Source organism: Ochrobactrum sp. RH2CCR150, assembly GCA_014138095.1.
Classification (GTDB): Bacteria; Pseudomonadota; Alphaproteobacteria; order Rhizobiales; family Rhizobiaceae; genus Brucella; species Brucella gambitense.
Genome location: JACGXE010000008.1, coordinates 90,524 through 113,270, shown reverse-complemented (window position 1 = coordinate 113,270; position 22,747 = coordinate 90,524). Strand labels below are relative to the sequence as shown.

Genomic DNA, 22,747 nt, shown 5'->3' with positions numbered 1-22,747 from the left:
AAGTGCGAAGCGGTTTTGCGTCGGATAATGCGACGTAAAAAAAGATAGAGCGGTTTCAACGATTACATCACAACAGAAGCCGCTCTATCGTCTTTTATCACCGATATAGCGCCGGAGCGCTTCAGGTCCAGTCTCCGACAAAAGCTCCTTCGCCAGCCCCTGCGCCACGACCTCACCGTTTTCGATAAACAGCAATTGCGCATCGAGATAGAGCGCATCTTCCGGCGTATGGGTGACCATCAACACGGTCATGCCGGTTTCACGGCGCAGTCCGTTGACGAGATCGAGCATCTGATGTCGCAATGCGGGTCCAAGCGAAGCAAAGGCTTCATCCAGCAAAAGCACGGGACGTTCACGAACAAGCGCGCGGGCAATCGCCACACGCTGGCGTTCGCCGCCGGACAAGGCTTCGGGCTTGCGCTGTTCCTTGTCCTTGAGGCCGACACGGGTCAGCGCGTCGGCAATGGCTGCGCGGTCATTATCCGTCAGTTTGAGGTTCGGCGCGCGACCGAGGCCGACATTTTGCGCTACTGTCAGATGGGCAAACAGATTGTTTTCCTGAAACACCATCGAAACCGGCCGTTGCGGCGGCGGAAGAGGCGTCACATCGATACCACCAATGGCAATCGTGCCCGATGAAGGCGTCTCGAAACCGGCAATGAGATTCAGGAGCGTGGATTTGCCCGAGCCGCTTGGGCCGACAATGGCCGCGATAGCGCCGCCCGCAATAGCCAGATCGAAGCGCATTGCGGTTTCGCCATAGCTGAAGCGCACGTCGGTAAGGCGGATGTCGGCGGAAGCAGTCATGAAACGGAATTCTCTTTCCGGGATGTTGCGGCGCGGTCGGCAAGCATCATCAGACCGAGGCAGAGAAGCCCCAGAATGAGCGCGAGACCGGCAGCATCGAATGTGCGGTAACTGCCCATGCGCTGCAAGAGAAGATAGGGCAAGGTCAGAAGCGCATCGCTGCCGAACAGCGCGATTGTGCCAAGGTCGCCAATGGAAAGCGCCATGGCAAAGGCGAAGGCCATGCCAAAAGGTCTGCGGATCGACGGCCAGTCAATGAGCCGAAGCCGGTTGAGGCCATGAATGCCGAGCTGGGCACAGAGCCTATTGTGGCGTGCGGCTGCCGTGTCCCAGGCCGGGCGCAACAGCCGGACTGCGAAAGGCATAGCCATAGCAGCGTTGACGGTTACCACCATCACCGGCGCGATGGCGAAAGGATTGGTGAAATGGCGCAGCAGGATGAACCATCCCGCACCGATCACGATAGGCGGCATGACGAGTATGAGGCTCGCGCCCGTATCGAACAGGCTGGCTATTTTGTTGCTTCTGACTGCTTCTCGGGCCGAAACGAGCGCCAGCGAGAGAAGCACTGAGAGCGTTGCCGCAGAAAAACCGAGCGCAAGGCTGGTGCCGATGGCGCGCCAGACTGTCGTTTCGCTGAGCAGGCGGGCGAGGTCGGCAGCAAGGCCGGACACGACCACGCCTGCAATCGGCAAGGCGACATAAAGAAAACCGATGAGAATGGCGGCGATGTTGAACAGGCGTTCACCCCGCGCAGGCCTGCCGTAGCGGCGCGGTGCTGCCGTGTGGGTAAAGCCTTCTTCTGAAGGACGCCCGGTCAGGCGCAGGGCCAGCAGGATCAGCAAGGTCAGGCCGAGCTGGGTGACGGTGAGCGCCACCGCGCGCGCCGGGTCGAAATCAAAATGCAGGCTTTGATAGATCGCCACTTCCAGCGTTGTCGCGCGCGGACCGCCGCCGAGCGTCAGCACAGTAGTGAAGCTTGTCACGCATAGCATGAAGATCAGCCCCGCCATGCCGGGCAGGCTGCGGCGGATAACCGGCCATTCGATCAGCCGGAAGCGGGCGCGGTTGCCCATGCCAAGCTGGGCCGCAAGTTTCCAGTAATCGGCGGGGATCGATTCATAGGCGGCGAGGATGAGCCGCACCGCCAGCGGCATGTTGAAGAACACATGCGCGATCAAAATGCCCGTAATGCCATAGATATCTGGCTGGAACGGATGTCCCGCAGCATTCGACATATGGGTGATCAGGCCGTTTCGACCGTAAATACTGGTAACGCCCAGCACGGCCACAAGGGCAGGCAGCGCGAGCGGCAGAGCGAACAGCCGCAGAATGAACCCCCGTCCGGGAAAATGCGCTTCCGAATGCAAGGCGCGCGCAACGGGAATAGCAAAGGCGACCGAAAACAGGCTCGACGCGATGGCCTGTGCGATGGTGAAGCGGGCGGTTCGCCAGAGATAGGCATCGAAATTTGCGGCGGCATCGAAGCCGCCGCTGGCTTCAAAGGCAAGCGCGATGAGCGCACCACCGGCCAGCACGACAAGAAAAGCCAGCGCCAAAGCCCCCGCGACGGGTTTCATCGCGGGGGTGGAGCTGGTGCTTTTACATGCCGGAGCGTTGATCATTTGCTGGTGGCAGCCAGCCATTCATCGACCCAGGCCTTGCGGTTCTTCGCAACCTCGTCGGATGGAATGAGCAAGGTCTTTTCCGGCTTCGGCAAAGCATCGAATGCGGCGGGAAGCGGCGTCGACGTCTTGCCTGCCGGGAACATCCAGTTGGTTTCCGGGATCACATCCTGAAAGCCGGGGCCGGTCATGAAGGACAGGAACTTCTGCGCCAGCGGGTTCTTGGCGCCAGTCGTCGTCTGGGCGGCCAGTTCGATCTGGAGGTAATTGCCTTCCGGATAGGCCAGCGCCTTGTAGCGATCCGTCTTCTCCGCGATGACATGATAGGCGGGCGAGCTGGTATAGGAGAGCACCATCGGCGCTTCACCCTTGGTGAAAAGGCCATAGGACTCAGACCAACCTGGCGTGACGGTGAGAATGCGCTTCTGCAATTTCTGCCAGGCATCGCCTGCCTGATCGCCATAGACGGCCTTCATCCAAAGCAGCATGCCAAGGCCCGGCGTCGAGGTGCGCGGGTCCTGAAGCACGATCTTCTGCGACGGGTCGCCTTCGACCAGTTCTTTCAGGCTCTTGGGCGGATTTGGCAGCTTTTCCGAATCATAGACGATGGCGAAATAGCCATAGTCATAGGGCACGAAAATATCGTCCTTGAAGTCACCAGGCACGCTGACATTGCCAAGATCGATGCCGCTTGGCGCGAAGAACCCGCTGGCGCGCGCTTCCGTGGTCAGGTTGGTGTCGAGGCCAAGCACAATATCGGCCTTGGTGTTGCCGCCTTCGAGCTTCAGCCGGTTGAGCAGGGCCACACCATCGGCGGAAGCGACCCAGTTGATCTCGCAGTCGCATTCCTTCTCGAAGTTTTCTTTCACCTTGGGGCCGGGGCCCCATTCGGAAATGAAACTGTCATAGGTGTAGATGGTGAGCTTGTCTTTGGCCTGCGCTGCGGGCGCGAGACTCACCGCTGCCGCAAAAGAGAGGGCCAGCAAAGATAACAGCCGCATAACGGCACGTCCTTTCATCAAGTTAAAAGGATATAGCGCCGCTTGGGGTCTGGAGCACAACCGTAACCGAAAAGCTGCAACTTTTCGGGATCGTGCCGCAGAGCAGCATCTAATCCCTCCGCCGGTGCAAACCGGATCAGGTTCAGCGGGTTGGCTTTTTGAAAAACCTCTCAGCCATTCATGGGAACAAATGGCACCCCGTTAGAGCGTTGCGACATTAATATGTCAGGCCATGAAGGGCAAGAGAGGCAAAACCGATGCAAACTGGGACAAAGCGGACTTCCAGCTGCGATTTGCCCATGATATGAGCGGCTTATGAGCACATTCGTCATCCTTCTCGGCGGCGACCTCGTCGTAACCGAACGGCTGCGGCAGCAGATTGTCGGAGCGCGTATTCTTGCAGCCGATGGCGGTATTCGTCATGCAGCCGCTTTGGGCGTCGAGCCGGAACTGTGGCTCGGCGATTTCGATTCCACGCCGCAAGCCCTGCTCGAGCAATATGCCCATGTGCCGCAAAAGACATTTCCCCGCGCCAAGGATATGACGGACGGCGAACTGGCTTTCGAGGAAGCTTTTGCCCGTGGCGCGACCCGCGCCATTTTGTGCGGCGCTTTTGGCGGCCAGCGTACCGACCACACGCTGCTGCATCTCACAATGGCGACGGCGCAGGCCAACAAGGGGCGGAATGTTCTTCTGTCCAGCGGTGCGGAAGAGGCATGGCCGGTGACGTCCGGTGAATTTGCCTATGATTTCCCGGAAGGCACGCTGTTCAGCGTGATCAGTTTCACCTCTGTGGAGGGGCTTTCAATCACAAATGCGGAGTGGCCGTTAGACAACGTGACCCTTCCTTTTGGTTCTTCGTGGACAGTTTCCAATATAGTGCGTGGAACACTTCGCATTACTGTGCGTTCTGGCTTAGCGATACTTGTTGCAAACTTAAATTCGGAGCATGCTGACGGCGTGTCGCTAACCTTACCGATTGAAAAGGCTTGACGCTTGACAGCGAAACGTATTTCAAATGCGTAAGCGGGTTTATTAGTTAGCGCCGAAATTGGGGACGCAAAATCGGCACCTGAAGTGTCAACTTTGACAGGAGATTGTTTGATGAAGTCACGTCTTTCCATGATTGCGGTTGCCGGGGTGCTCGCATTGTCGACAGCAGCATGCACGACCAACGAACAGCGTACGGCTGGTTACGGTGTTGGCGGCGCAGCAATTGGTGCTCTCGCCGGTGGTGCAATCGGCGGTAACGGCCGTGGCGCTCTCACGGGTGCTGCTATCGGTGCTGTTGCCGGTACGCTGGTTGGCGCTGCTCAGACGCGTAATGGCGTGCAGTACTGCCGCTATCGCGACAATTACGGCCGCGTCTACGAAGCACGCTGCCAGTAAGCTTGAAGCTTAAAATCGTATTGAGGACAGGCCGGGGAAACCCGGCCTGTTTGTTTTTCGTGCCTCTTTCCTGTCGATCCATTTGACAGAACGGCTTTTGTCGCGGACAAGCAGGGCGGAATTTCAAAGCACATCCCAAGAACCGCCCAGAAAGCCTCAGAAGACACCATGGCACCACCGCTCCTTCGCCTAGACCAGATCAAGCTCACCTTCGGCGGTACGCCGCTTCTGGAGGATGCGGGCCTTTCGGTGAGCGAAGGCGACCGCATTGCGCTGGTCGGGCGCAATGGTTCCGGCAAGTCCACGCTTCTGAAGATTGCCGCCGGCATGGTCGAGCCGACTTCGGGCGAAGTGTTCAAGCATCCGGGTGCGACCGTTCGCTACCTGCCGCAGGTGCCGGACATGGACGGCTTCGCCAGCGTGCGCGCCTATGTTGAAGCCGGGCTCGGACCGACCGACGATCCGCATCGCGTGACCTATCTTCTGGAGCATCTGGGTCTGACCGGCGAAGAAAATCCGGATCATCTTTCGGGCGGTGAAGCACGCCGCGCAGCGCTGGCGCGTGTGATCGCGCCGCAGCCCGATGTGCTTTTGCTGGACGAGCCGACCAATCATCTCGATCTGACGACCATCGAATGGCTGGAAGGCGAATTGCGCCAGATCCGCTCGGCCATCGTGCTGATCTCGCATGACCGTCGCTTTCTGGAAAATGTCAGCCGCGCGACCGTCTGGCTCGACCGTGGCATCACACGCCGTCTGGAGCAGGGTTTCGGCCATTTTGAGGAATGGCGCGACAAGGTTCTGGAAGAAGAAGAACGCGATCATCACAAGCTTGGCCGCCAGATTGCCCGCGAGGAGCATTGGCTGCGCTATGGCGTTACGGCGCGCCGCAAGCGCAATATGCGCCGCCTCGGCGAATTGCATTCCATGCGCGCGGATTTCCGCAATCACCGCAAGGCGCAGGGGTCGGCGGTCTTGACGGCCAGCGATTCCAAGGAATCCGGCAAGCTGGTGGTCGAAGCCAAGGGGCTCAACAAGGCCTATGGCGACCGCGTACTGGTCAAGGATTTCTCGACACGCGTGCAGCGCGGCGACCGGATCGGTCTGGTCGGCCCGAATGGTGCGGGAAAAACCACACTGCTCTCGCTCCTGACCGACAAGCTGGCACCGGATTCGGGCACGCTGCGGCTTGGCGTCAATCTGGAAATGGCCGAGCTTGACCAGAAGCGTGACAGCCTCAATCTGGATGAGACGCTGTCGCATTATCTGACCGACGGGCGCGGGGAAAACCTCGTCATCAATGGCGAGCAGCGCCATGTCGTTTCCTATATGAAGGACTTTCTGTTCCAGCCGGAACAGGCGCGCACGCCGATCCGTGAGCTTTCCGGCGGCGAGAGGGCGCGTTTGATGCTGGCCCGCGTGCTGGCTCGCCCCGCCAATCTGCTGATCCTCGACGAGCCGACCAACGATCTCGACATGGAAACGCTGGATCTGTTGCAGGAACTGGTCGCAGGTTTTCCGGGCACGGTTATTCTGGTCAGCCATGATCGCGATTTTCTCGACCGCACGGTGACGTCTGTGATCGCGCCGGAAGGTGACGGGCGTTGGCTGGAATATGCGGGCGGCTATGCCGACATGATGGCGCAGCGCAAGGAACAGGCGCTGGAGCGTCGTAACGTGAAGATGGCGAATGCTCGCGCTGGTGACAAGGGCGGCGATAGCAGCGAGGAGGCTTCGCAGCCGAAGCGCGAGGAAAAGCGCAAGCTCTCCTTCAAGCAGAAATTTGCGCTGGAAACGCTGCCGGGCAAGATGGACGCTCTGGGCAAGGAAATCATCGTCCTTGAAGGCAAGCTTGCCGATCCGCAGCTTTATGCCAAGGACCCGACGCTTTTTGCCAAGACTGCTGATCTTCTGGAAAAGAAGCGCAACGAGAATGCCGCCATGGAAGAAGAGTGGCTGGAACTCGAAATGTTGCGCGAAGAAATTGAGGGTTAATCGAACCCGCCGATATGTCGGCGGGTTTCTGTAGATTTAGGTGCTTGCCTTGTTGAGCAGAGCAATATCGCTGTCGCGCAGCTTCAGCTCAGCGGCAGTGATCAGTTCTCCCAATTGGGTCAGGCGTGTGGCGCTGGCAATCGGGGCAGTGATCGACGGGTGGGCGATCAGCCAGGCGATGGCCACCTGTGCCTGCGTGGCGTCGACATTGCGAGCCACTTCGTCCAGCGCGGCAATGATCCGCGAACCGCGATCCGTCAGATATTTCTCAACCGACTTGCCACGGGCGCTCTGACCAAGATCATCGGCAGAGCGATACTTGCCGGTCAGGAAACCTGCTGCGAGTGCGTAATAGGGAATGACGCCAATCTCGTTGTCGCGGCAGATTGCTTCCAGCCCGTCCTCGAAACCCGACCGGTCATAAAGATTATAAAGCGGCTGCAAGGTTTCGTAGCGCGGGAGGTTGTGTTTCTTCGCAACGTCCAGCGCTTCCGTCAGGCGTTCCGGCGTCAGGTTGGAAGCGCCGATGGCGCGCACTTTCCCGGCGTCGATCAGCTCTTTATAGGTGCCGAGCGTGTCTTCGAACGGTGTTTCGGGGTCGTCCCAATGCGACTGATAGAGATCGATATAGTCGGTTTGCAGCCGCTTGAGAGAGGCGTCGACGGCTTTGCGGATATAAGCGGGCGAAAGGCCTTTTTCGTCGGGGCCCATTTCCGAGCCCACCTTGGTCGCGATAACCACCTTGTCGCGCAGGCCGCGGGATTTCAGCCAGTTGCCGATAATGGTTTCGGATTCGCCGCCGACATTGCCGTTGGCCCAGGCGGAATAGACATCTGCCGTATCGATGAAATTCAGGCCTGCATCGACAAAACGGTCGAGCAGCGAAAACGAAGTCGCTTCATCGACCGTCCATCCAAATACATTGCCGCCGAAGCAGAGCGGCGAGACTTTTAGTTCGGTACGTCCGAGCTTCTTAAACTCCATGGACCCAATCCCCTTCCTCTGAATACGAATCAGGCTTGATCCGCCGGGTTCCGATTTCAGGAAGAAGGGGTAAAAGCTCCGGGAAGAGCTTTCGGTCAGCCCATGCCAAGCGCGTCCATATAGAGCTGGAGCATCGCTTCTTCTTCCTGACGTTCATGGTCTTCTTTTTTACGCAGACGAATAATGGTCCTCACGACCTTGCTGTCAAACCCTGAACCCTTCAATTCCGCGTAAACTTCCTTGATATCGTCTGCGATGGTCTTTTTTTCTTCTTCGAGGCGCTCGATGCGCTCGATGAAGGCACGCAACTGGCCGACGGCAATGGTTTGGGCTTCGCTGGTAATGTCGTCGCTCACGCGGCTTCTCCAATTCTTGTCTATGATGGATGCGAATGGCGCAGATGCACGATTTCGCATGTCTGAAACTCTGGACCGGTTTTCCCGCGAGTCGCGGGCAAAATTAAGAGCCTTTTCGATGCGCGGCACGATTTATGGGGTCAAACCCTGTGGAACATTGTGGAACACTGTGGAAAAGCGGCGTTTCACGCCACTGCGCCAGTGCGTGAGCCGAAGTGCCGGACGTCATGAATGCCTTCGAGCGTATTGATCTGCCGCAGCATCGGAGCAAGCCGCTCGGCCCATTCCGCCACTCCGGCCTTGCCGGCGATCAGGTCCTGCCGCACTTCGATCAGCACATGGGCAAAGCCCTTGGCCGTGGCATGACGATACATGGCGTCGTTGCGCAGCGCGCCGTCATAAGGCTCGTTGTCACCAACCATCAGACCCGGTTCGGCACGCAATAGAGAGAGAAGCGGGACGGTGGCACGGTCGTCCTTGTCCCAGAGCAGGCCGATATGCCAGGGGCGGGCCTTGTCCTTCCAGCGCGGGGTGAAGGAATGGATCGAGACGATGAAAGGCGCATGGCCGCTCTCGCTCGCGACGCGTGCGCTCATTTCTGTCACCGCATCATGATAGGGACGATAGAAACGGGTCAGCCGATCTTCCCGCTCGCCTGCCGACATTGGATAATTGCCGGTGATAACTGCACCATCCGATAGCTGCATGATGAGCGTCGGGTCGTCCTCGCCGCGATTGGGATCGATCAGCAGGCGGGAGAAACCGCCCAGCACCGCAGGCGCCCCAAGTCGGGCGGCCAGTTCCCGCGTCAGGGTTTCGACACCGATGTCATAAGCGATATGACGGTCGAATTCGCTTTCTTCCAGACCCAAACTACCGTATTCGGCAGGCACGTCGCGCCGTGCATGGTCGGCGGTCAGAAGCAGGCCGAGGCGAAAATCGCCTTCAACCCTGTAAACAGGCGAGAACGAAGTGACTGACGGTTTGGCGAACGACACGGATTGAATTCCCAGGAACAATTCGGGATTGATTTTCATCGGGCGCGGGAAGCTGTTTCAGGTCTGTCATGAGAAAGCCGGGATTGCAACGATCATTCTTTCGTCATGTTCTTTCTTCTCGGTGGGACTGCGTTGACATCACCGGCGAAACTGCCGAAAAGAGAGCGACCGAAATGGGATTTCCAGACGTGAAACAAAAGCGATTGCGGGCTGAAGGGGTTCGGCGGATGCGACTTCCACACTTCCTAGCTGTATTTTCCGCTGTGTTGCTTGGCGCACTCGGCATGACATCTGTGGAGGCGCGTGCCGATTTCCGCGTATGTAATTCGACGCAGAATCTTGTTGGCGTCGCCATCGGTTACCGGGCCAAGACAGGCTGGGTAACGGAAGGCTGGTGGCATATCGAAGGCTCGACCTGCAAAACACTGATCGAAGGCCCGCTGACTTCGCGCTATTATTACCTCTATGCCGAGGACGCCCAGGGCGACGGCCGCTGGCAGGGCAATGTGAATATGTGCGTCGCGGAAAAGGAATTCCGCATTTCTGGCGTACAGGATTGCTTTGCGCGCGGCTTCCAGCGCAACGGCTTCCAGGAATATGATACCGGGGAACAGTCGAGCTGGATGGTTCAGCTTGCAGACGAAACACCGCCGGAAACCCCCACTGTTACAGGAACGAATAGTCAATGAAGCGCAACCGCAAGGTCAAGATTCTCGCAACGCTGGGTCCGGCGTCTGGCGAGGAAGCCGTCATCCGCAAGCTCTTTGAAGCCGGTGCCGATGTTTTCCGCATCAATATGAGCCATGCCGACCATGACCTGATGCGCACCCTCGTGAAGCGCATCCGCAATGTGGAAAAGGCTGTTGGCCGCCCGATCGGCATTCTCGCCGACCTTCAGGGCCCGAAACTGCGCGTCGGCAAGTTCAAGGACGGAAAGGTCGATCTCGTTCCCGGCCAGACCTTCACGCTCGACAATAACGAAGCGCCTGGCGACGAAACCCGCGTTTTCCTCCCGCATCCGGAAATTCTGGAAGCGGTCGAGCCGGGCCACCGCCTGCTCATCGATGACGGCAAGCTGCATCTGGTTGCGGAAGCAACCGACGGCAAGTCCATCCGCTGCAAGGTCATTTCAGGCACCCGCATTTCCGACCGCAAGGGCGTCAGCCTGCCGGACACCACGCTCGGTGTCGGCGCACTGACCGAAAAGGACCGCAAGGACCTTGATGCCGTGCTGAAGGAAGAAATCGACTGGGTTGCGCTGTCCTTCATTCAGCGCCCGGAAGATCTGGCCGAAGTGCGCAAGGTTTCGCGCGGTAAGGTCGGCATCATGTCGAAGATCGAAAAGCCGCAGGCTGTCACGCGTCTTGATGAGATCATCGAGCTTTCCGACGCGCTGATGGTTGCCCGTGGCGATCTCGGTGTTGAAATGCCGCTTGAAAGCGTTCCGGGCATTCAAAAGCAGATCACCCGTCGTGCCCGCCGCGCTGGCAAGCCGGTCGTTGTCGCGACGCAGATGCTCGAATCCATGATCACTGCGCCGGTGCCAACCCGCGCCGAAGTGTCGGACGTTGCAACGGCTGTGTTCGAAGGTGCGGATGCCATCATGCTTTCGGCTGAATCGGCATCGGGCCAGTATCCGGTCGAAGCGGTCGCCACCATGAACCGCATTGCCGAGCAGGTTGAACAGGAACAGACCTATTCGACCATCATCGATGCGCAGCGTGCAGCACCTGAGCCAACCGGCGCTGACGCGATTTCTCTGGCAGCCCGCCAGATTGCCGAAACGCTGAAGCTCTCGGCCATCGTGACCTACACGGCTTCCGGCACCACCGGCCTCCGTGCTGCCCGCGAGCGTCCGCGTACGCCGATCATCGCGCTATCGCCGGTCGTCGATACCGCCCGCAAGCTGTCGCTCGTCTGGGGCCTGCATTGCGTCGTGACCGCCGATGCCCATGATCTGGAAGACATGGTCGATCACGCCTGCCAGATCGTCTTTGAAGAGGACTTCGGTAAAGCCGGTTCGCGCATCATCATCACAGCCGGTGTGCCTTTCGGTACGCCAGGTGCGACCAACATGCTGCGCATCGCCTATATAGGTGCAGATGGAAAGTCCGGCGTCTAAATAAACTGGCGATATTCGGGCGCTGGTGGTCTGCAAATGGCACGTCTTTGAGCTTCCGGTGCTCATGTACCTTAAGTACATTCCGCTCCGGGTCTCAAAGCCCTACCATTTTCGGCACACCATCATCCCGAATCTCATCCAGTTTCGGGTGCTAGTCCACAAACGTTTCAACGCGCTCCTTTCGGGGCGCGTTTTGCTTTGTGGGATAGTTCTGTTTGCAGATCAGCACTACAGTTGCAAATTCCTCAGGCCGCGGCGAAACGAGTGATTTTCGAGCACCGGAGCGGAGCGTACTTCAACGTAAGTGAGCACCGGAGCGCAGGAAATTGCTCGTTGCAGACCGGCATAACGAAGAATGCAGCTGTAGTGTTAGGTGCGCGTATCGGCCAATTCATCGGCAAGGTCGTTGAAGCTCTTCTGGGCGTCGCGCATCATCGGATAAACGATCAGGGCCTGCTCATAGGCCTTCATGGCCTGCTCCTTGAGGCCACGGACGCGTAGAATCGCCGCCATGCCCGTCAAGGCGCCGTAATGGCGTGGCTCCAGCTCAAGCGTACGATTGATGTCGTACATGGCGTGGGCATAGTCTTTTTGCAGGAAATAGACGGTCGCACGGCGATTCCATGCTTCAGCATAATCCGGATTGAGAGCGATGGCTTCATTCAGGAAATCAAGCGCCGACGCATAGCGACGTTCGAGCAGGGCCGCATTGGCCCATTGCACCAGAAGGTCAATCGTGGCGCTGCCGGATTGCGACCAGAGCGTATTGATCTGCGAGGCGATGCGCCGTGCCTTGGCCTCGTCCGTTGTTCTGCGCAATTCCGCAAACAGCTTGTCGAGGCGCTCTTCCGGCGTCTGGGGTTCAGAGGCTTTGGCTGGGGCAGGTTGCGCTGAATCTGGTTTCTGCTCGCTGTCTGCGCCAATTTGCACGGGCGTGAGCGGAGCGATCAACGGGGAATTCAGCGGCGCCTTGTTAGGCGTCATCTCGGCGCGTGCGCCGTCGACGGCCAATGTCACCGCACTGAATGCGACAACTGTCGCAAAGATCTTCAGACATGCAAAAACGTTCCGCATATGCATAGATTTCCCTATGCACGGCGGAACGTCAAATGCAAAATCAAAAATAAGATTAGCCCTGACGAGCCTTGTAGCGCGGAGCGGTCTTATTGATGATGTAAACGCGGCCCTTGCGGCGGACCAGCTGGCAGTCGCGATGACGGCCCTTAAGCGCTTTAAGCGAGTTCTTGATCTTCATGTCAATCACCGGTCTGGTTGGCCCATCGACATGAACACGCCGCCGGGCTTCATAAAAACAGCGCCCAAGGCGCCAATTGATTACAGACACGGTATATGTGCCTGAAGGGTTGGCCGAAATACACAAGGTTTCGGGTAAATGTCAACTCCTGCGCGGCAGATTCACGGGCGAGGGGCCGAAAATCTTGTCGCAGACGGCGGAGTCATCGGGAATCGTCAAGATTCCCGACAAAGCTTAGCTGGCGCGGGGCTTGATATGGGTCACATGCCCCATTTTCCGGCCTTCGCGGGCTTCCTTTTTGCCGTAAAGATGCAGCACGGCATTGGGTTCCGAGAGAATCGCTGGCACCTTGTCGACATCATTGCCGATCAGGTTTTCCATCACGCAATCGGAATGCCTGTCCGTATTGCCAAGCGGCAGTCCGGCAACGGCACGGATATGCTGTTCGAACTGCGAGATCGCGCAGGCGGCTTCCGTCCAGTGGCCGGAATTGTGCACGCGCGGCGCAAATTCATTGGCGAGCAGCGAACCATCCTTCAATACGAAGAATTCAAGCCCCAGAACGCCGACATAATCCAGTGCATGCAAAAGCTTCTCTGCGGCCCGTCGCGCAGCATCAGCCGTCTGTGCAGTGATGTGGGCGGGAACAGTCGACGTCGCGAGTATGCCGTCCTTGTGCACGTTTTCGGCAATGTCGTAGATGGCGACATTGCCGCTGCGGTCGCGCGCGGCGATGACCGAGACTTCACGTTCGAAATCGACAAAACCTTCGAGGATGGCCGGGGCCTTGTTGATGGCGACCAGCGCGGCATGGGCAGCAGTTTCGTCCAGCGATGTCAGGCGTACCTGTCCCTTGCCGTCATAGCCGAGGCGGCGGGTTTTCAGGATGCCGCGTTCGCCAAGCGCACCGAGTGCTGCGATCAGCGTTTCCTCGTCATCGACCAGACGCCAGGGCGCAGTCTCAATGCCGCTTTCGTTGAGGAACTGCTTTTCGTTGAAACGATCTTGCGAAATTTCCAGCGCTGCCGGAGGCGGCAGTACAATCGCGGTCTCGGCAAGCTTGTCGGCGGCGCTGACCGGGACGTTTTCGAATTCATAGGTGATGACGTCGGAAGCAGCGGCGAGTTCGGCCAGCGCTTTCGGATCGTCATAGGCTGCCACGATCTGGCGGTTTGCAACCTGCGCCGCCGGGCAATCTGCCTGCGGTTCGAGAATGACCGTCTGGAAGCCGAGGCGTGCGGCGGCCATCGCGAGCATGCGGCCCAGCTGTCCGCCGCCGATGATGCCGATCGTTGCTCCGGATTGAAGTGCGGACTTTTCCATATCAGACCTCATTGGTAGGACGTTCAGCCACGCTCTCGGTCTGGGCGCTGCGCCATTCATCGAGACGTGCGGCAAGTGCGTCGTCGTGGAGCGCCAGAACGGCCGCGGCGAGCAGGGCGGCATTGACGGCACCGGCGCGTCCAATCGCCAGCGTGCCGACGGGGATGCCAGCGGGCATCTGCACGATGGAAAGGAGCGAATCCTGACCCGACATTGTCTTCGACTGGACGGGCACGCCGAAGACGGGGAGCGGCGTCATGGCGGCGGTCATGCCGGGAAGATGCGCCGCACCGCCTGCACCGGCAATCACGACCTTGAAGCCTTCGGCCTTCGCGCCCTTGGCGAAAGCGACCAGCCGGTCCGGCGTGCGGTGAGCGGAAACGATACGGGCGTCAAAGCCGATACCCAGCGCCTCCAGCGTGTCAGCGGCATGGCGCATGGTTTCCCAATCAGACTGGCTGCCCATGATAATGGCGACGTCGGCTGTAACGCTCATTGATCTGTCCTGCTCTGTTTCATGCGTTCGCGGATGAGATGTTGCATGGATAAAAATGATAAAGCCGGGCGAACCCCGGCTTTGCTTTCGATATGAGGCGCAATCAGGCGATGATGTCAGGAATGACCTGATCTTCCATTTCCTGAAGCTTGTCCTTGATCGCGAGTTTTTTCTTCTTCATGCGCTGGACGCGCAACTGATCGCAGCCGACAGCGATCATCGCATTGATGGCTGCATCGAAATCCGCGTGTTCCTGTTTCAGACGTGCGACGGCCAACCTGATCTCGGCCTGTTCCTGATCGGACATGCGGAACCCCATTCTGTTGAATAGTTTTACGGGCTGCGTCGAACCTTGGTCAAGGCACGTCACAAGCCCGTTTCGGGCAAGCCCTTATCACATTTTTCACGATTGGAAAATGCTACCACGACAAAATCGACTTTGCACCAAACTCATGCCAAACTGTCATGGTTCTGTCATGGATAGCGGCTGTCGAAGACGACAAATCAAAACCGCGTCCCTGGCAGCCGGGACTGTGTGTTTGGCCCGGATAAACAGGAGGTGTGCCGGGCGTTCATGCAGTAGAGCAAATGGAGCAACAGCACCTGCCATGGAGGTTGGTCTGGCTGTTCCATTATTGTGTGGAAATCAACCAAGGAGAACTGATGATGGCTATCGAGTCCCATCTTGCCACGCTTGAAAAGAAGCACGGCGCTCTGGAGCAGGAAATTTCCGATGCTTTGGCGTCACCGGCAATGGATGATCTTCACGTCGCGTCTCTCAAGCGCAAGAAGCTTATGCTGAAGGACCAGATTGAGAAGCTTAGATCTCAGGTAACGCGTCACTGACGCTAGCGCCCACAAGGCGTACAGATAGGGAAAGCCGCAAAGGCGCTTCAAGCCATTTCATATCAGACGTGGAACAGACCGGCGAGAGCCGGGTGTTGCTGCCCTGATATCGCGTTAAACATCTCGGCCAGAACGGTCGAATGGCGGTCGGGCTTTTGATGGCTGTATCTGGGGCTGGAGTTGGCGGCTGTGCCTCAGCCGCCAAACATTTTGATTCATATATTTTATCAGCGTATTTTTGGCGCTTTCATGCTCGCGCGTCTGGCGACCTGACCGATCACATCAGCTTTCTGCTTCAGCTCTCGGATCGAGGTTCATCGCTTCCGGTGTCGCACCGCGTTCGGAAGGCATGCTCTTAAACTGATCTTTTTCTTCTTTCGGCACAGCGGCACGCTGGCGCGAGCGGAACAGCGCGTAGCCGGTTATGGAAATATGCGCGAGCATCGTGATGGCAAAGAGCCCTGACGGCCAGAATATGTCCATCGCAGCAGCCGCCAGAAGCGGGCCGAGCATGGTGCCGAAGCCATAAAGCAGCAATAAGCCGCTTGAGACCTTCACGAAGCTTTCCGCCGTTGCATGGTCATTGGCATGCGCGACGGCGACCGGATAGAGCGCATAGGCAAGCGCGCCGTAACAGCCTGTCATGACGATGATGACTGGCCCGCTTGATGGCCCGACGAGGAATGCGATCAGGCCGACAAAGGCGGCTAGTGCCGCGACGCCTGCCAGCACAAAACGGCGATCCACCAGATCGGAAATGCGCCCGATGGGGATCTGCATCAAAGCGCCCGCTGCAATGGTCACGCTGACCATGAGGGCGATTTCAGTCGTCGATATGCCGGATTTCGCGCCGAAGACAGCGCCGAGCGTGCCCCATGCGCCATTGGCGATGCCGATCAATATGCAGCCGACGAAGGCGGCGGGTGAATTGCGGTAAAGCGCCTTGAGGTCGAGCTGGACTTCGGTGAGTGGTCGCGGGCTGACGGCTGTGGAAATGGCGGTCGGAATGAGCGCCAGGCAGAAGAGAATACCGCAGATCATAAACAGGTGGTCGGAGTGCACATCACCGCCTGCAACCAGCATCTGGCCGGTCATGGTCGCCCCGTAATTGACCATCATATAGAGGCCGAAAATCTTGCCGCGCGATTCATTGGTGGCGCGCTCGTTCAGCCAGCTTTCGATGACCATGAAGGCGCCCGCCATCGAGAAACCGGTGAAGGCGCGCAGGATCACCCACATGGTCGCATCGACGAAGATGCCGGAGAGAAGCGCGATGACTGCCGCCGATGCGGCGAAGCAGCCAAAGGCGCGCACATGGCCGACACGGCGCACAAGCCGCGGAGCGAAAAGACAGCCCGCTACGAAGCCGCCTGCCCAGGTGGTGCCCAGCATACCAAGCGATGCGACTGAGAAGCCCTCGGCACCGCCGCGCAAGGGCAGCAGCAGCCCGTGTAGGCCCGATGCCATCAGGAGAAAGGCTGTGCCACAGAGAAGGGACAGGACCTGAATGTAAACGCGCAAAACGACTTCCTATGTGATTGCCCCGCATCCATGCCGGGGATTTACGGAAGCCGCTGGCATGGCTTCCATTGGCATTTTCAGCGAAACAAAGCCTCTGCCGCAGCGCGGCTGTCGCCTTTTTTCAGTCTCTGGGTTTTGAGACGCTCGATTTCCGATTGCAACAAGACAATGCGCTGATCGATCTCTGCGACCGAAAGCAGCGACAGTTCATCTTCGCTGAGCACTGCGCTGTCACGTGGCTTTATCGCATCTTCTTCGAAACCGCTCATGGCCTTCCTCCGTGGTCAATGATGGCTTAGTCACCGAGAAAAGATTTAACACCTTGAATCTTCGCATATATATTTGGGAAAATCGATTACGATTTCTCTAACGGAATTGCGTGTGTCCCATATCGGACCCAGATCAGACCTTATGTGAGGCATTTCTGCGACGGTACGAAGCTGTGTAAGGCGCACGAGATTCCGGCTGCGTTCGAACAGGAGTTTTGATGATGATGGCCGATTTACCTTCCCGGATGACTGCAATCGAGATTTCCGAACCGGGTGGCGCGCATATGTTGCGCCCCGTTCAGCGGTCCATGCCAGAACCGGGGGAGGGGCAGGTGCTGGTGCGCGTGCGGGCTGCGGGCGTCAATCGCCCCGACGTGCTGCAGCGGCAGGGAAGTTATGCGCCGCCGCCCGGCGCATCCGATATTCCGGGGCTGGAAATTGCGGGCGATATTGTGGCTCTCGGTGCGGGCGTGAAGCGCTTCAAAAAAGGCGATCAGATCGTGGCGCTGCTGCCCGGCGGCGGCTATGCCGAATATGCCGTGGTACATGAAACCAACGCACTGCCACTGCCCTCCGGCTATGGCTATATCGAGGCTGCCGCCATCCCGGAGACTTTTTTCACCGTCTGGCACAATGTTTTTCAACGCGGTGGGCTGAAGGAAGGCGAAACCCTGCTTATTCACGGCGGTTCGTCGGGTATCGGCACGACCGCCATCCAGTTGGGCAAGGCGTTTGGGGCAAAGGTCATTGTGACCGCCGGGTCCAAGGACAAATGCGATGCCTGCGTGAAGCTCGGTGCAGATCACGCAATCAATTATCGCGACGAGGATTTCGTTACCTCCGTCAAGGAACTGACTGGCGGCAAGGGTGCCGATGTCATTCTTGACATGGTGGGCGGTGATTATGTCGATCGCAATTATAAGGTCGCAGCCGAAGATGGCCGCATCGTGCAGATCGCCTTTTTGAACGGTGCCAAGGCAACCGCCAATTTCGCGTTGCTGATGACCAAGCGTCTGACCCACACCGGGTCGACCTTGCGCGCCCGCCCGGTCGAATTCAAGGCCGGTCTCGCGCGTGAGCTGGAGGCCAAGGTCTGGCCGCTTTTGGCTGAGCGTCGCGTTGCACCGGTCATGGACATGATCTTTTCCCTGAAGGATGCCTGGCGTGCTCATGAGCGCATGGAAGAGGGGCGGCATATCGGCAAGATTGTGCTCGATATCGCCTGACAATTGCGGCTCTGACGGCCTGCAAATGGCGTGGTTCTGCGCTTCCGGTGCTCACGTACCTTCTTGTGACGCATAGTCTGATCCGAAAAGTCTGCAACTTTTCGGGACTATGCTTGGATGTACGCTCCGCTCCGGTTCTCAAACCCCACCATTTTCGGCTCGTCATAGCCGCAATCGGGAAATCACGCACAGATTGTTGGGACGGCTTCAGCGCATTCTTGCCCTGCTGCCAAAAAACCTATATATAGGCCGTGATTTCCCGGAAATTGTGGTTTTTTCCACGTCCCGCGCCACCGGAGCGGACGAACAGAAGGATTATATCTAATGGCCACTCAGCTTCTTATGCCGAAGGCAACGGCCGTCTGGCTTGTCGATAATACGGCTCTGTCGTTTGATCAGATTGCAGCTTTTTGCAAACTGCATCCGCTGGAAGTGAAGGCAATTGCCGATGGCGAAGCCTCGCAGGGTATCAAGGGTCTCGATCCGGTCATTACAGGACAGCTTTCGCGCGAGGAAATCGCGAAGGGCGAAAAAGACCAGTATTACCGTCTGAAGCTCGCCGACCCGAAGGTGCGCGTTCCTGAAGCCAAGCGCAAGGGCCCGCGCTATACGCCGCTCTCGAAGCGTCAGGACCGTCCGAACGCGATTCTCTGGCTGGTGCGCAATCATCCCGAGCTGAAGGATGCGCAGATTTCGCGCCTGATCGGCACGACCAAGTCGACCATCGAGCAGATCCGCAACCGTTCGCACTGGAACTCGGCCAATCTGACGGCGATGGACCCGGTCACGCTCGGCCTTTGCTCGCAGATTGATCTGGACATTGAAGTCGAACGCGCAGCACGCAACCGTCCGGCTGCACCGGAATCCGACAGCACGTTGCTGCCAGCTTCCGCAACGGAAAACTTCGATTATCGCGACGAACCGGCTGCAGAAGAAGAGCTCGACGCAGACAAGGTTTTCGCAAAGCTCTCGTCCCTCAAGGGCACGAACACCGACGAAGACGAAGAATAATCGTCAGGCACCGGCCTCTCGATACATGTCAGTTGATGCCCGGCTTTATGCCGGGCGTTTTCGTTCAGGCTGCTTTGTGCTTGGCGACAACTGGCGGTGTTGCAGTTATCCAGCGCTCCAGAGCCTGCATATAGCGGTTTGCGGCATTTTCGAGCGCATCTGGCTGCAGTTTGTCTGCCGCATAGAGAAAGAACGGTTCGGCCCATTCCAGTCCACAACGATTGGCTGTTGCCCGCAAAGGGGCCATGAGTTCGCTCATCGGAAACATATTGCGCCCGCCGGGCGTATAGGCTTCGGGCACGTTACCCGCAGTCGCGGCGATCATGAGGGGCGTTCCTTCCAGCGCCCGCCCTTCCTGTTCATAGGTCACGTAAAACATGCGGGTCAGCACGGCGTCCTGCCAGGCTTTTAAAAGCGGTGGCGTTGAATACCACTGGACCGGAAATTGCAGCACGACGCGGTCCGCGGTCAGAAGGCGTTGCGCTTCACGCTCGCCGTCTCTGTAAAAGTCGATCCCGTCAGGATAGGCAGCCTGCATATCGACAATGTTCACTCCCGGTAGTCGAGCGGCTGCGGCAGTCAGCGCGGCATTGGCTTTTGACCGCGACAGATCGGGATGAAAAAGCAAAATCAAAGTTCTGGACATCATCTGTTCCTTCCTGTGCGTCCTGATGTTGGAAGGATGATGAAATCGAACATGAGATTATTCCAATTTATTATTAGTATATGCTATTATTGATCTTATGAATTTAAGAGCGCTCGATCTCAACCTGCTGGTTATTCTGGATGCGCTTCTCGATGAAGCGCATGTCAGCCGCGCGGCGGATCGCCTGAACCTCACCCAGCCTGCCGTATCCAATGCCTTGCAGCGCTGCCGCGCGGTCTTCGGCGATGAGCTGCTCGAACGTAGTCGTGGCACGATGCGGCGTACGGCGCGCGCGGAAGCTTTGCGTGCACCATTGAAGACACTGCTCACCAATGTCGTGGCGCTGGTCGACCCGCCGCAGGTTCCATTGGCTTCAATCCGCCAGACTATAAAAATCTGCACGGCTGATTATCCGGCTATTTTTGTGGTGAAGCCATTGTTGCAGGCCCTTGCCGCTGACGCACCGGGTATCGATATCGTGGTGCAACCCTGGCATGGTGCGCCGGCAGCCAAAGAAGCGCTGGTGAGCGGCGCGAGCGATCTTGCGGTATCTGTGTTTCCGGATGCCGACGACGATCTCGAGCGCAAGCACTTGCTGGATGAGGAGTACCATGTCGTCATGCGATATGATCATCCGGCGGCAAGCGGGTTTACGCTCGATCGCTGGCTGGCTTACCCGCATATATTGGTGTCGGGGCGCGGCGATATGAGCAGCCCGGCTGACAAGGTTCTCGCTGATAAGGGATTGAAGCGGCGCATCGGTCTTGTGGTGCCCAACTTCGGCATGGTGCCGGATTTGCTGAAAAGCACGGATATGATCGCCATGCTGCCGTCGCACTGTATTCCGGATGTGGATACGGACCTTGTTGCCTTTCCGCCGCCCATTCCGGTCAGCGGCTTTCCGCTGCACATTGCCTGGCACAGGCGTCGACGGGACGATCAGGGCCTTCAATATATTGTCGCACAACTCTGTGCGATACTGACGGATCGTTGAAGAAAGAACTCTGCCGAATGCGGAACACTCGACAGAGTTTAAGTTGCAGTCGTCTTGGGCAATTTCAGTCCTTGAAAGCGTTGTACTCGCTCATTTCCATGAGACGGTAGAAGTCGGCCAGCGTCTTGCCGCGCTCGGCACGAAACCGGCGGCCAGCTTCGCTTGCCTCGACAATACGGTCGGTGCGGAAGGTGCGAAACGCGTTGCGCAGCTCGCACCAGCCGATGACGGTCCATACCTTGCCCCAGAACCACAGGCCGAGCGGGCGAATATCCCGCTCGCTCTCGCGAGCTTCGAGATCGCGGTAGCGGATATTGAGCACGCAGCTTTCGTCCACCGCGCGCTCGACCGCGTCGATGATGCGGCGCTCGTCAATGCTGATTCTGGCAGTAGGGGCGTGGATTTGCGTGCCGGTGATACGCGCGCGCTCTTCCTTGGGCAGAACGGCTTCGATCTTGACCAAAGCTTCCTCGGCGCCGCGCGCCATGGATACGCCGCCCCAGGCGCGGATGAGGCGCGCACCCGCTACCAGCGCAACGATTTCATCACGCGTGAACATCAGGGGCGGCAGCTCGAAACCCTGCCGCAATATATAGCCGACACCGGCCTCGCCATCGATCGGAACACCGGTCGATTGCAGGTCGGATATGTCGCGATAGATGGTTCGTTCGGAGACTTCCAGCCGTTCGGCAAGCTGGCGCGCGGTGACAAGCCTGCCACCGCGCAGGTGCTGAACGATCTGGAAAAGACGGTCTGCTCTACGCATTCCGGGTTCACTCTCCGTTGCAATATGTTGTCTTGCGCTGTTCCAGATAGCGATCCGGCCAGCCCAAATCCTTGCGCAGATCTTTCGGCAAACCGTCCAGTGCGCGCTGGGTGCGGACAAAACGGCGGCGCTCATCATGCCTGCGCCGGTATTCCTTCAAGATCGCGATCAGCGGTGCGATTGCGAGTGCCATAGTTCATCTCCCTCATCCTTAGGGAAATACTATCGCACACCCCTCCTGACAGCTTTCTGTCAGGAGCAAAGCGAAATTATTATGTCGCTAATATATAGGTGCTGCAACAAGTGCGCCGCAAGCGCTTAAGGTTTGAAACGTGGTTCGGCCATATAGCTCAGCGGCAGACGTCCGCCATCGGCATAGATGGTCTGGCCGGTGATATAGCTTGCGTCCCGCGATGCGAGGAAGGAGGCGATGGAGGCGATTTCCGCCGGTTCTCCGATTCGGCCAAGCGGCGTGCGTGACAGGATCGTCTTGCGCGCCTCGGCGTCCGTGTTCACTGCTGACAGCATGTCGGTCTGGATGGAACCGGGCCCGATGGCGTTGACGCGGATGCCCCATTTCGCGAGCGCTATGGCCATGGTGCGTGTCAGCTGGCTCAGCCCGCCCTTGGAGACGGAATAGGCAAGCTGTTCCGGCAGTCCGAAAATGGCGTTGATCGACGACATGTTGATGATCGTGCCCGCTTCGCCACCAGCTTCCACGCGGGCGACCATGCGTTTAGCCACAGCCTGACCGCACAGGAATGCGCCCTTCAGATTGACGCGCATGACCCGGTCGAAATCCTCTTCCTTGAGGTCGAGGAAATCCGCCTTGTGCACGATCCCGGCATTGTTGACGAGAATGTCGATCTCGCCGAGATTGGTGACGGTAAAGGTCATCAGATTATGGATATCGAGCTTGTCGCCGACATCCGCCGCCATGGCGCGCACATCGCCGAATTGTTCGAGGTCTTTGACCGCCTGCAAGGTGGCGGTGGTGTCGATATCTGAAAGAACGACGCTGGCGCCGTCCATGAGGAAGCGTTTTGCGATGGCATAGCCAATACCGCGGGCAGCACCGGTGACGATGGCTACCTTGCCTTCAAGCTGCATGGTCTGT

Annotated in this window: 26 protein-coding genes and 1 riboswitch; of the genes, 9 read left to right on the top strand and 17 right to left on the bottom strand. The window is 58.2% G+C overall.

The features are described from left to right. Positions 1 to 84: 84 nt before the first annotated feature. From thiQ to thiB, 3 genes are read right to left on the bottom strand one after another with little or no spacing between them, the layout of a single operon-like run. The gene (gene thiQ, locus FHW03_RS16960; protein WP_182521698.1) at positions 85 to 807 is read right to left on the bottom strand and encodes a thiamine ABC transporter ATP-binding protein; all 723 of its coding nucleotides are present in this window, start codon (positions 805 to 807) and stop codon (positions 85 to 87) included. After that, positions 804 to 2,453 carry a thiamine/thiamine pyrophosphate ABC transporter permease ThiP gene (thiP, locus tag FHW03_RS16955; protein ID WP_377515062.1) on the bottom strand — a complete coding sequence of 550 codons (1,650 nt, stop codon included), beginning with the start codon at positions 2,451 to 2,453 and terminating at the stop codon, positions 804 to 806. Before thiP ends, thiQ begins: the two co-directional genes overlap by 4 nt. Continuing rightward, positions 2,429 to 3,433, bottom strand: coding sequence for a thiamine ABC transporter substrate binding subunit (gene thiB / locus FHW03_RS16950; protein WP_182521697.1), 1,005 nt, complete (start codon positions 3,431 to 3,433; stop codon positions 2,429 to 2,431). The genes thiP and thiB overlap by 25 nt, the downstream gene beginning before the upstream one ends. Before the next feature lie 96 nt (positions 3,434 to 3,529). Then, a riboswitch (TPP riboswitch) is annotated at positions 3,530 to 3,644 on the bottom strand. Between the two features lie 104 nt (positions 3,645 to 3,748). On the opposite strand from thiB, the gene FHW03_RS16945 reads away from it, so the two are divergent. The 3 genes from FHW03_RS16945 to FHW03_RS16935 all read left to right on the top strand — a co-directional run bounded on the left by FHW03_RS16945 (position 3,749) and on the right by FHW03_RS16935 (position 6,817). Then, positions 3,749 to 4,426 carry a thiamine diphosphokinase gene (locus tag FHW03_RS16945; RefSeq protein WP_182521696.1) on the top strand — a complete coding sequence of 226 codons (678 nt, stop codon included), beginning with the start codon at positions 3,749 to 3,751 and terminating at the stop codon, positions 4,424 to 4,426. Positions 4,427 to 4,537: 111 nt separating this feature from the next. Then, complete coding sequence (locus tag FHW03_RS16940) at positions 4,538 to 4,822, top strand: glycine zipper domain-containing protein (protein WP_078339519.1); 285 nt, start codon at positions 4,538 to 4,540, stop codon at positions 4,820 to 4,822. A 168-nt stretch (positions 4,823 to 4,990) separates the two neighbouring features. Further along, complete coding sequence (locus FHW03_RS16935) at positions 4,991 to 6,817, top strand: ABC-F family ATP-binding cassette domain-containing protein (protein WP_182521695.1); 1,827 nt, start codon at positions 4,991 to 4,993, stop codon at positions 6,815 to 6,817. 36 nt (positions 6,818 to 6,853) lie between these two features. On the opposite strand, the gene FHW03_RS16930 is transcribed toward FHW03_RS16935, so the two are convergent. The 3 genes from FHW03_RS16930 to FHW03_RS16920 form a co-directional block, all read right to left on the bottom strand. Then, complete coding sequence (locus FHW03_RS16930) at positions 6,854 to 7,801, bottom strand: aldo/keto reductase (protein ID WP_182521694.1); 948 nt, start codon at positions 7,799 to 7,801, stop codon at positions 6,854 to 6,856. Between the two features lie 95 nt (positions 7,802 to 7,896). Continuing rightward, the gene (locus FHW03_RS16925; protein ID WP_061348000.1) at positions 7,897 to 8,157 is read right to left on the bottom strand and encodes a DUF2312 domain-containing protein; all 261 of its coding nucleotides are present in this window, start codon (positions 8,155 to 8,157) and stop codon (positions 7,897 to 7,899) included. A gap of 185 nt (positions 8,158 to 8,342) precedes the next feature. Then, positions 8,343 to 9,194, bottom strand: a complete 852-nt coding sequence (locus FHW03_RS16920; RefSeq protein ID WP_182521693.1) for an N-formylglutamate amidohydrolase — start codon at positions 9,192 to 9,194, stop codon at positions 8,343 to 8,345. Between the two features lie 188 nt (positions 9,195 to 9,382). Here FHW03_RS16920 and FHW03_RS16915 point away from each other — a divergent pair, with 188 nt between their 5' ends. Together FHW03_RS16915 and pyk are read left to right on the top strand one after the other, a co-directional pair. Next, positions 9,383 to 9,844 (top strand): DUF1036 domain-containing protein, encoded by a 462-nt coding sequence (locus tag FHW03_RS16915; protein WP_078339515.1) that lies wholly within the window; start codon positions 9,383 to 9,385, stop codon positions 9,842 to 9,844. After that, positions 9,841 to 11,277: a pyruvate kinase gene (pyk, locus tag FHW03_RS16910; RefSeq protein WP_182521692.1), complete on the top strand. Its 1,437-nt coding sequence runs from the start codon at positions 9,841 to 9,843 to the stop codon at positions 11,275 to 11,277. The genes FHW03_RS16915 and pyk overlap by 4 nt, the downstream gene beginning before the upstream one ends. Before the next feature lie 369 nt (positions 11,278 to 11,646). Here pyk and FHW03_RS16905 read toward each other — a convergent pair whose 3' ends face one another. From FHW03_RS16905 to FHW03_RS16885, 5 genes are all read right to left on the bottom strand, one after another. Next, positions 11,647 to 12,369: a tetratricopeptide repeat protein gene (locus tag FHW03_RS16905; protein WP_182521779.1), complete on the bottom strand. Its 723-nt coding sequence runs from the start codon at positions 12,367 to 12,369 to the stop codon at positions 11,647 to 11,649. Positions 12,370 to 12,406: 37 nt separating this feature from the next. After that, positions 12,407 to 12,532 carry a type B 50S ribosomal protein L36 gene (ykgO, locus tag FHW03_RS16900; RefSeq protein ID WP_010661422.1) on the bottom strand — a complete coding sequence of 42 codons (126 nt, stop codon included), beginning with the start codon at positions 12,530 to 12,532 and terminating at the stop codon, positions 12,407 to 12,409. A 234-nt stretch (positions 12,533 to 12,766) separates the two neighbouring features. Next, the gene (locus FHW03_RS16895) at positions 12,767 to 13,855 is read right to left on the bottom strand and encodes a 5-(carboxyamino)imidazole ribonucleotide synthase (RefSeq protein WP_182521691.1); all 1,089 of its coding nucleotides are present in this window, start codon (positions 13,853 to 13,855) and stop codon (positions 12,767 to 12,769) included. A gap of 1 nt (position 13,856) precedes the next feature. Further along, a complete protein-coding gene (gene purE / locus FHW03_RS16890) occupies positions 13,857 to 14,351 on the bottom strand; it encodes a 5-(carboxyamino)imidazole ribonucleotide mutase (protein WP_078339511.1) in 495 nt (164 codons plus the stop codon). A gap of 103 nt (positions 14,352 to 14,454) precedes the next feature. Beyond that, positions 14,455 to 14,658, bottom strand: a complete 204-nt coding sequence (locus FHW03_RS16885) for a YdcH family protein (RefSeq protein WP_078339590.1) — start codon at positions 14,656 to 14,658, stop codon at positions 14,455 to 14,457. 356 nt (positions 14,659 to 15,014) lie between these two features. On the opposite strand from FHW03_RS16885, the gene FHW03_RS16880 reads away from it, so the two are divergent. Further along, positions 15,015 to 15,197: a YdcH family protein gene (locus tag FHW03_RS16880; protein WP_171058804.1), complete on the top strand. Its 183-nt coding sequence runs from the start codon at positions 15,015 to 15,017 to the stop codon at positions 15,195 to 15,197. A gap of 282 nt (positions 15,198 to 15,479) precedes the next feature. Here the strand turns inward: FHW03_RS16880 and FHW03_RS16875 are convergent, their stop codons facing one another. Next, the gene (locus FHW03_RS16875) at positions 15,480 to 16,718 is read right to left on the bottom strand and encodes an MFS transporter (protein ID WP_138786423.1); all 1,239 of its coding nucleotides are present in this window, start codon (positions 16,716 to 16,718) and stop codon (positions 15,480 to 15,482) included. Positions 16,719 to 16,795: 77 nt separating this feature from the next. Then, positions 16,796 to 16,987: a DUF1192 domain-containing protein gene (locus FHW03_RS16870; RefSeq protein ID WP_078339509.1), complete on the bottom strand. Its 192-nt coding sequence runs from the start codon at positions 16,985 to 16,987 to the stop codon at positions 16,796 to 16,798. A gap of 221 nt (positions 16,988 to 17,208) precedes the next feature. Here FHW03_RS16870 and FHW03_RS16865 point away from each other — a divergent pair, with 221 nt between their 5' ends. Then, positions 17,209 to 18,213 carry an NAD(P)H-quinone oxidoreductase gene (locus FHW03_RS16865; protein WP_182521778.1) on the top strand — a complete coding sequence of 335 codons (1,005 nt, stop codon included), beginning with the start codon at positions 17,209 to 17,211 and terminating at the stop codon, positions 18,211 to 18,213. A 324-nt stretch (positions 18,214 to 18,537) separates the two neighbouring features. Continuing rightward, positions 18,538 to 19,224 (top strand): DUF1013 domain-containing protein, encoded by a 687-nt coding sequence (locus FHW03_RS16860; protein ID WP_078339508.1) that lies wholly within the window; start codon positions 18,538 to 18,540, stop codon positions 19,222 to 19,224. Between the two features lie 64 nt (positions 19,225 to 19,288). On the opposite strand, the gene FHW03_RS16855 is transcribed toward FHW03_RS16860, so the two are convergent. Continuing rightward, positions 19,289 to 19,873 (bottom strand): NAD(P)H-dependent oxidoreductase, encoded by a 585-nt coding sequence (locus FHW03_RS16855; RefSeq protein ID WP_377515055.1) that lies wholly within the window; start codon positions 19,871 to 19,873, stop codon positions 19,289 to 19,291. Between the two features lie 94 nt (positions 19,874 to 19,967). On the opposite strand from FHW03_RS16855, the gene FHW03_RS16850 reads away from it, so the two are divergent. After that, on the top strand, positions 19,968 to 20,864 hold the full coding sequence (locus FHW03_RS16850) for a LysR substrate-binding domain-containing protein (protein ID WP_182521690.1): 897 nt from the start codon (positions 19,968 to 19,970) through the stop codon (positions 20,862 to 20,864). Positions 20,865 to 20,928: 64 nt separating this feature from the next. Here FHW03_RS16850 and FHW03_RS16845 read toward each other — a convergent pair whose 3' ends face one another. The 3 genes from FHW03_RS16845 to FHW03_RS16835 all read right to left on the bottom strand — a co-directional run bounded on the left by FHW03_RS16845 (position 20,929) and on the right by FHW03_RS16835 (position 22,740). Then, positions 20,929 to 21,630: a YafY family protein gene (locus tag FHW03_RS16845; protein WP_138786421.1), complete on the bottom strand. Its 702-nt coding sequence runs from the start codon at positions 21,628 to 21,630 to the stop codon at positions 20,929 to 20,931. Between the two features lie 7 nt (positions 21,631 to 21,637). Then, positions 21,638 to 21,823, bottom strand: a complete 186-nt coding sequence (locus tag FHW03_RS16840; RefSeq protein WP_138786420.1) for a hypothetical protein — start codon at positions 21,821 to 21,823, stop codon at positions 21,638 to 21,640. Between the two features lie 125 nt (positions 21,824 to 21,948). Continuing rightward, positions 21,949 to 22,740 carry an SDR family NAD(P)-dependent oxidoreductase gene (locus FHW03_RS16835; protein WP_151590135.1) on the bottom strand — a complete coding sequence of 264 codons (792 nt, stop codon included), beginning with the start codon at positions 22,738 to 22,740 and terminating at the stop codon, positions 21,949 to 21,951. Positions 22,741 to 22,747 lie beyond the last annotated feature (7 nt).

Coding starts and splice junctions, on each gene's coding strand:
- thiQ (WP_182521698.1), bottom strand. CDS start 807: ATGACTGCTTCCGCCGACATCCGCCTTACCGACGTGCGCTTCAGCTAT.
- thiP (WP_377515062.1), bottom strand. CDS start 2,453: ATGGCTGGCTGCCACCAGCAAATGATCAACGCTCCGGCATGTAAAAGC.
- thiB (WP_182521697.1), bottom strand. CDS start 3,433: ATGCGGCTGTTATCTTTGCTGGCCCTCTCTTTTGCGGCAGCGGTGAGT.
- FHW03_RS16945 (WP_182521696.1), top strand. CDS start 3,749: ATGAGCACATTCGTCATCCTTCTCGGCGGCGACCTCGTCGTAACCGAA.
- FHW03_RS16940 (WP_078339519.1), top strand. CDS start 4,538: ATGAAGTCACGTCTTTCCATGATTGCGGTTGCCGGGGTGCTCGCATTG.
- FHW03_RS16935 (WP_182521695.1), top strand. CDS start 4,991: ATGGCACCACCGCTCCTTCGCCTAGACCAGATCAAGCTCACCTTCGGC.
- FHW03_RS16930 (WP_182521694.1), bottom strand. CDS start 7,801: ATGGAGTTTAAGAAGCTCGGACGTACCGAACTAAAAGTCTCGCCGCTC.
- FHW03_RS16920 (WP_182521693.1), bottom strand. CDS start 9,194: ATGAAAATCAATCCCGAATTGTTCCTGGGAATTCAATCCGTGTCGTTC.
- FHW03_RS16915 (WP_078339515.1), top strand. CDS start 9,383: ATGCGACTTCCACACTTCCTAGCTGTATTTTCCGCTGTGTTGCTTGGC.
- pyk (WP_182521692.1), top strand. CDS start 9,841: ATGAAGCGCAACCGCAAGGTCAAGATTCTCGCAACGCTGGGTCCGGCG.
- ykgO (WP_010661422.1), bottom strand. CDS start 12,532: ATGAAGATCAAGAACTCGCTTAAAGCGCTTAAGGGCCGTCATCGCGAC.
- FHW03_RS16895 (WP_182521691.1), bottom strand. CDS start 13,855: ATGGAAAAGTCCGCACTTCAATCCGGAGCAACGATCGGCATCATCGGC.
- purE (WP_078339511.1), bottom strand. CDS start 14,351: ATGAGCGTTACAGCCGACGTCGCCATTATCATGGGCAGCCAGTCTGAT.
- FHW03_RS16885 (WP_078339590.1), bottom strand. CDS start 14,658: ATGTCCGATCAGGAACAGGCCGAGATCAGGTTGGCCGTCGCACGTCTG.
- FHW03_RS16880 (WP_171058804.1), top strand. CDS start 15,015: ATGATGGCTATCGAGTCCCATCTTGCCACGCTTGAAAAGAAGCACGGC.
- FHW03_RS16870 (WP_078339509.1), bottom strand. CDS start 16,987: ATGAGCGGTTTCGAAGAAGATGCGATAAAGCCACGTGACAGCGCAGTG.
- FHW03_RS16865 (WP_182521778.1), top strand. CDS start 17,209: ATGATGGCCGATTTACCTTCCCGGATGACTGCAATCGAGATTTCCGAA.
- FHW03_RS16860 (WP_078339508.1), top strand. CDS start 18,538: ATGGCCACTCAGCTTCTTATGCCGAAGGCAACGGCCGTCTGGCTTGTC.
- FHW03_RS16855 (WP_377515055.1), bottom strand. CDS start 19,873: ATGATGTCCAGAACTTTGATTTTGCTTTTTCATCCCGATCTGTCGCGG.
- FHW03_RS16850 (WP_182521690.1), top strand. CDS start 19,968: ATGAATTTAAGAGCGCTCGATCTCAACCTGCTGGTTATTCTGGATGCG.
- FHW03_RS16845 (WP_138786421.1), bottom strand. CDS start 21,630: ATGCGTAGAGCAGACCGTCTTTTCCAGATCGTTCAGCACCTGCGCGGT.
- FHW03_RS16840 (WP_138786420.1), bottom strand. CDS start 21,823: ATGGCACTCGCAATCGCACCGCTGATCGCGATCTTGAAGGAATACCGG.
- FHW03_RS16835 (WP_151590135.1), bottom strand. CDS start 22,740: ATGCAGCTTGAAGGCAAGGTAGCCATCGTCACCGGTGCTGCCCGCGGT.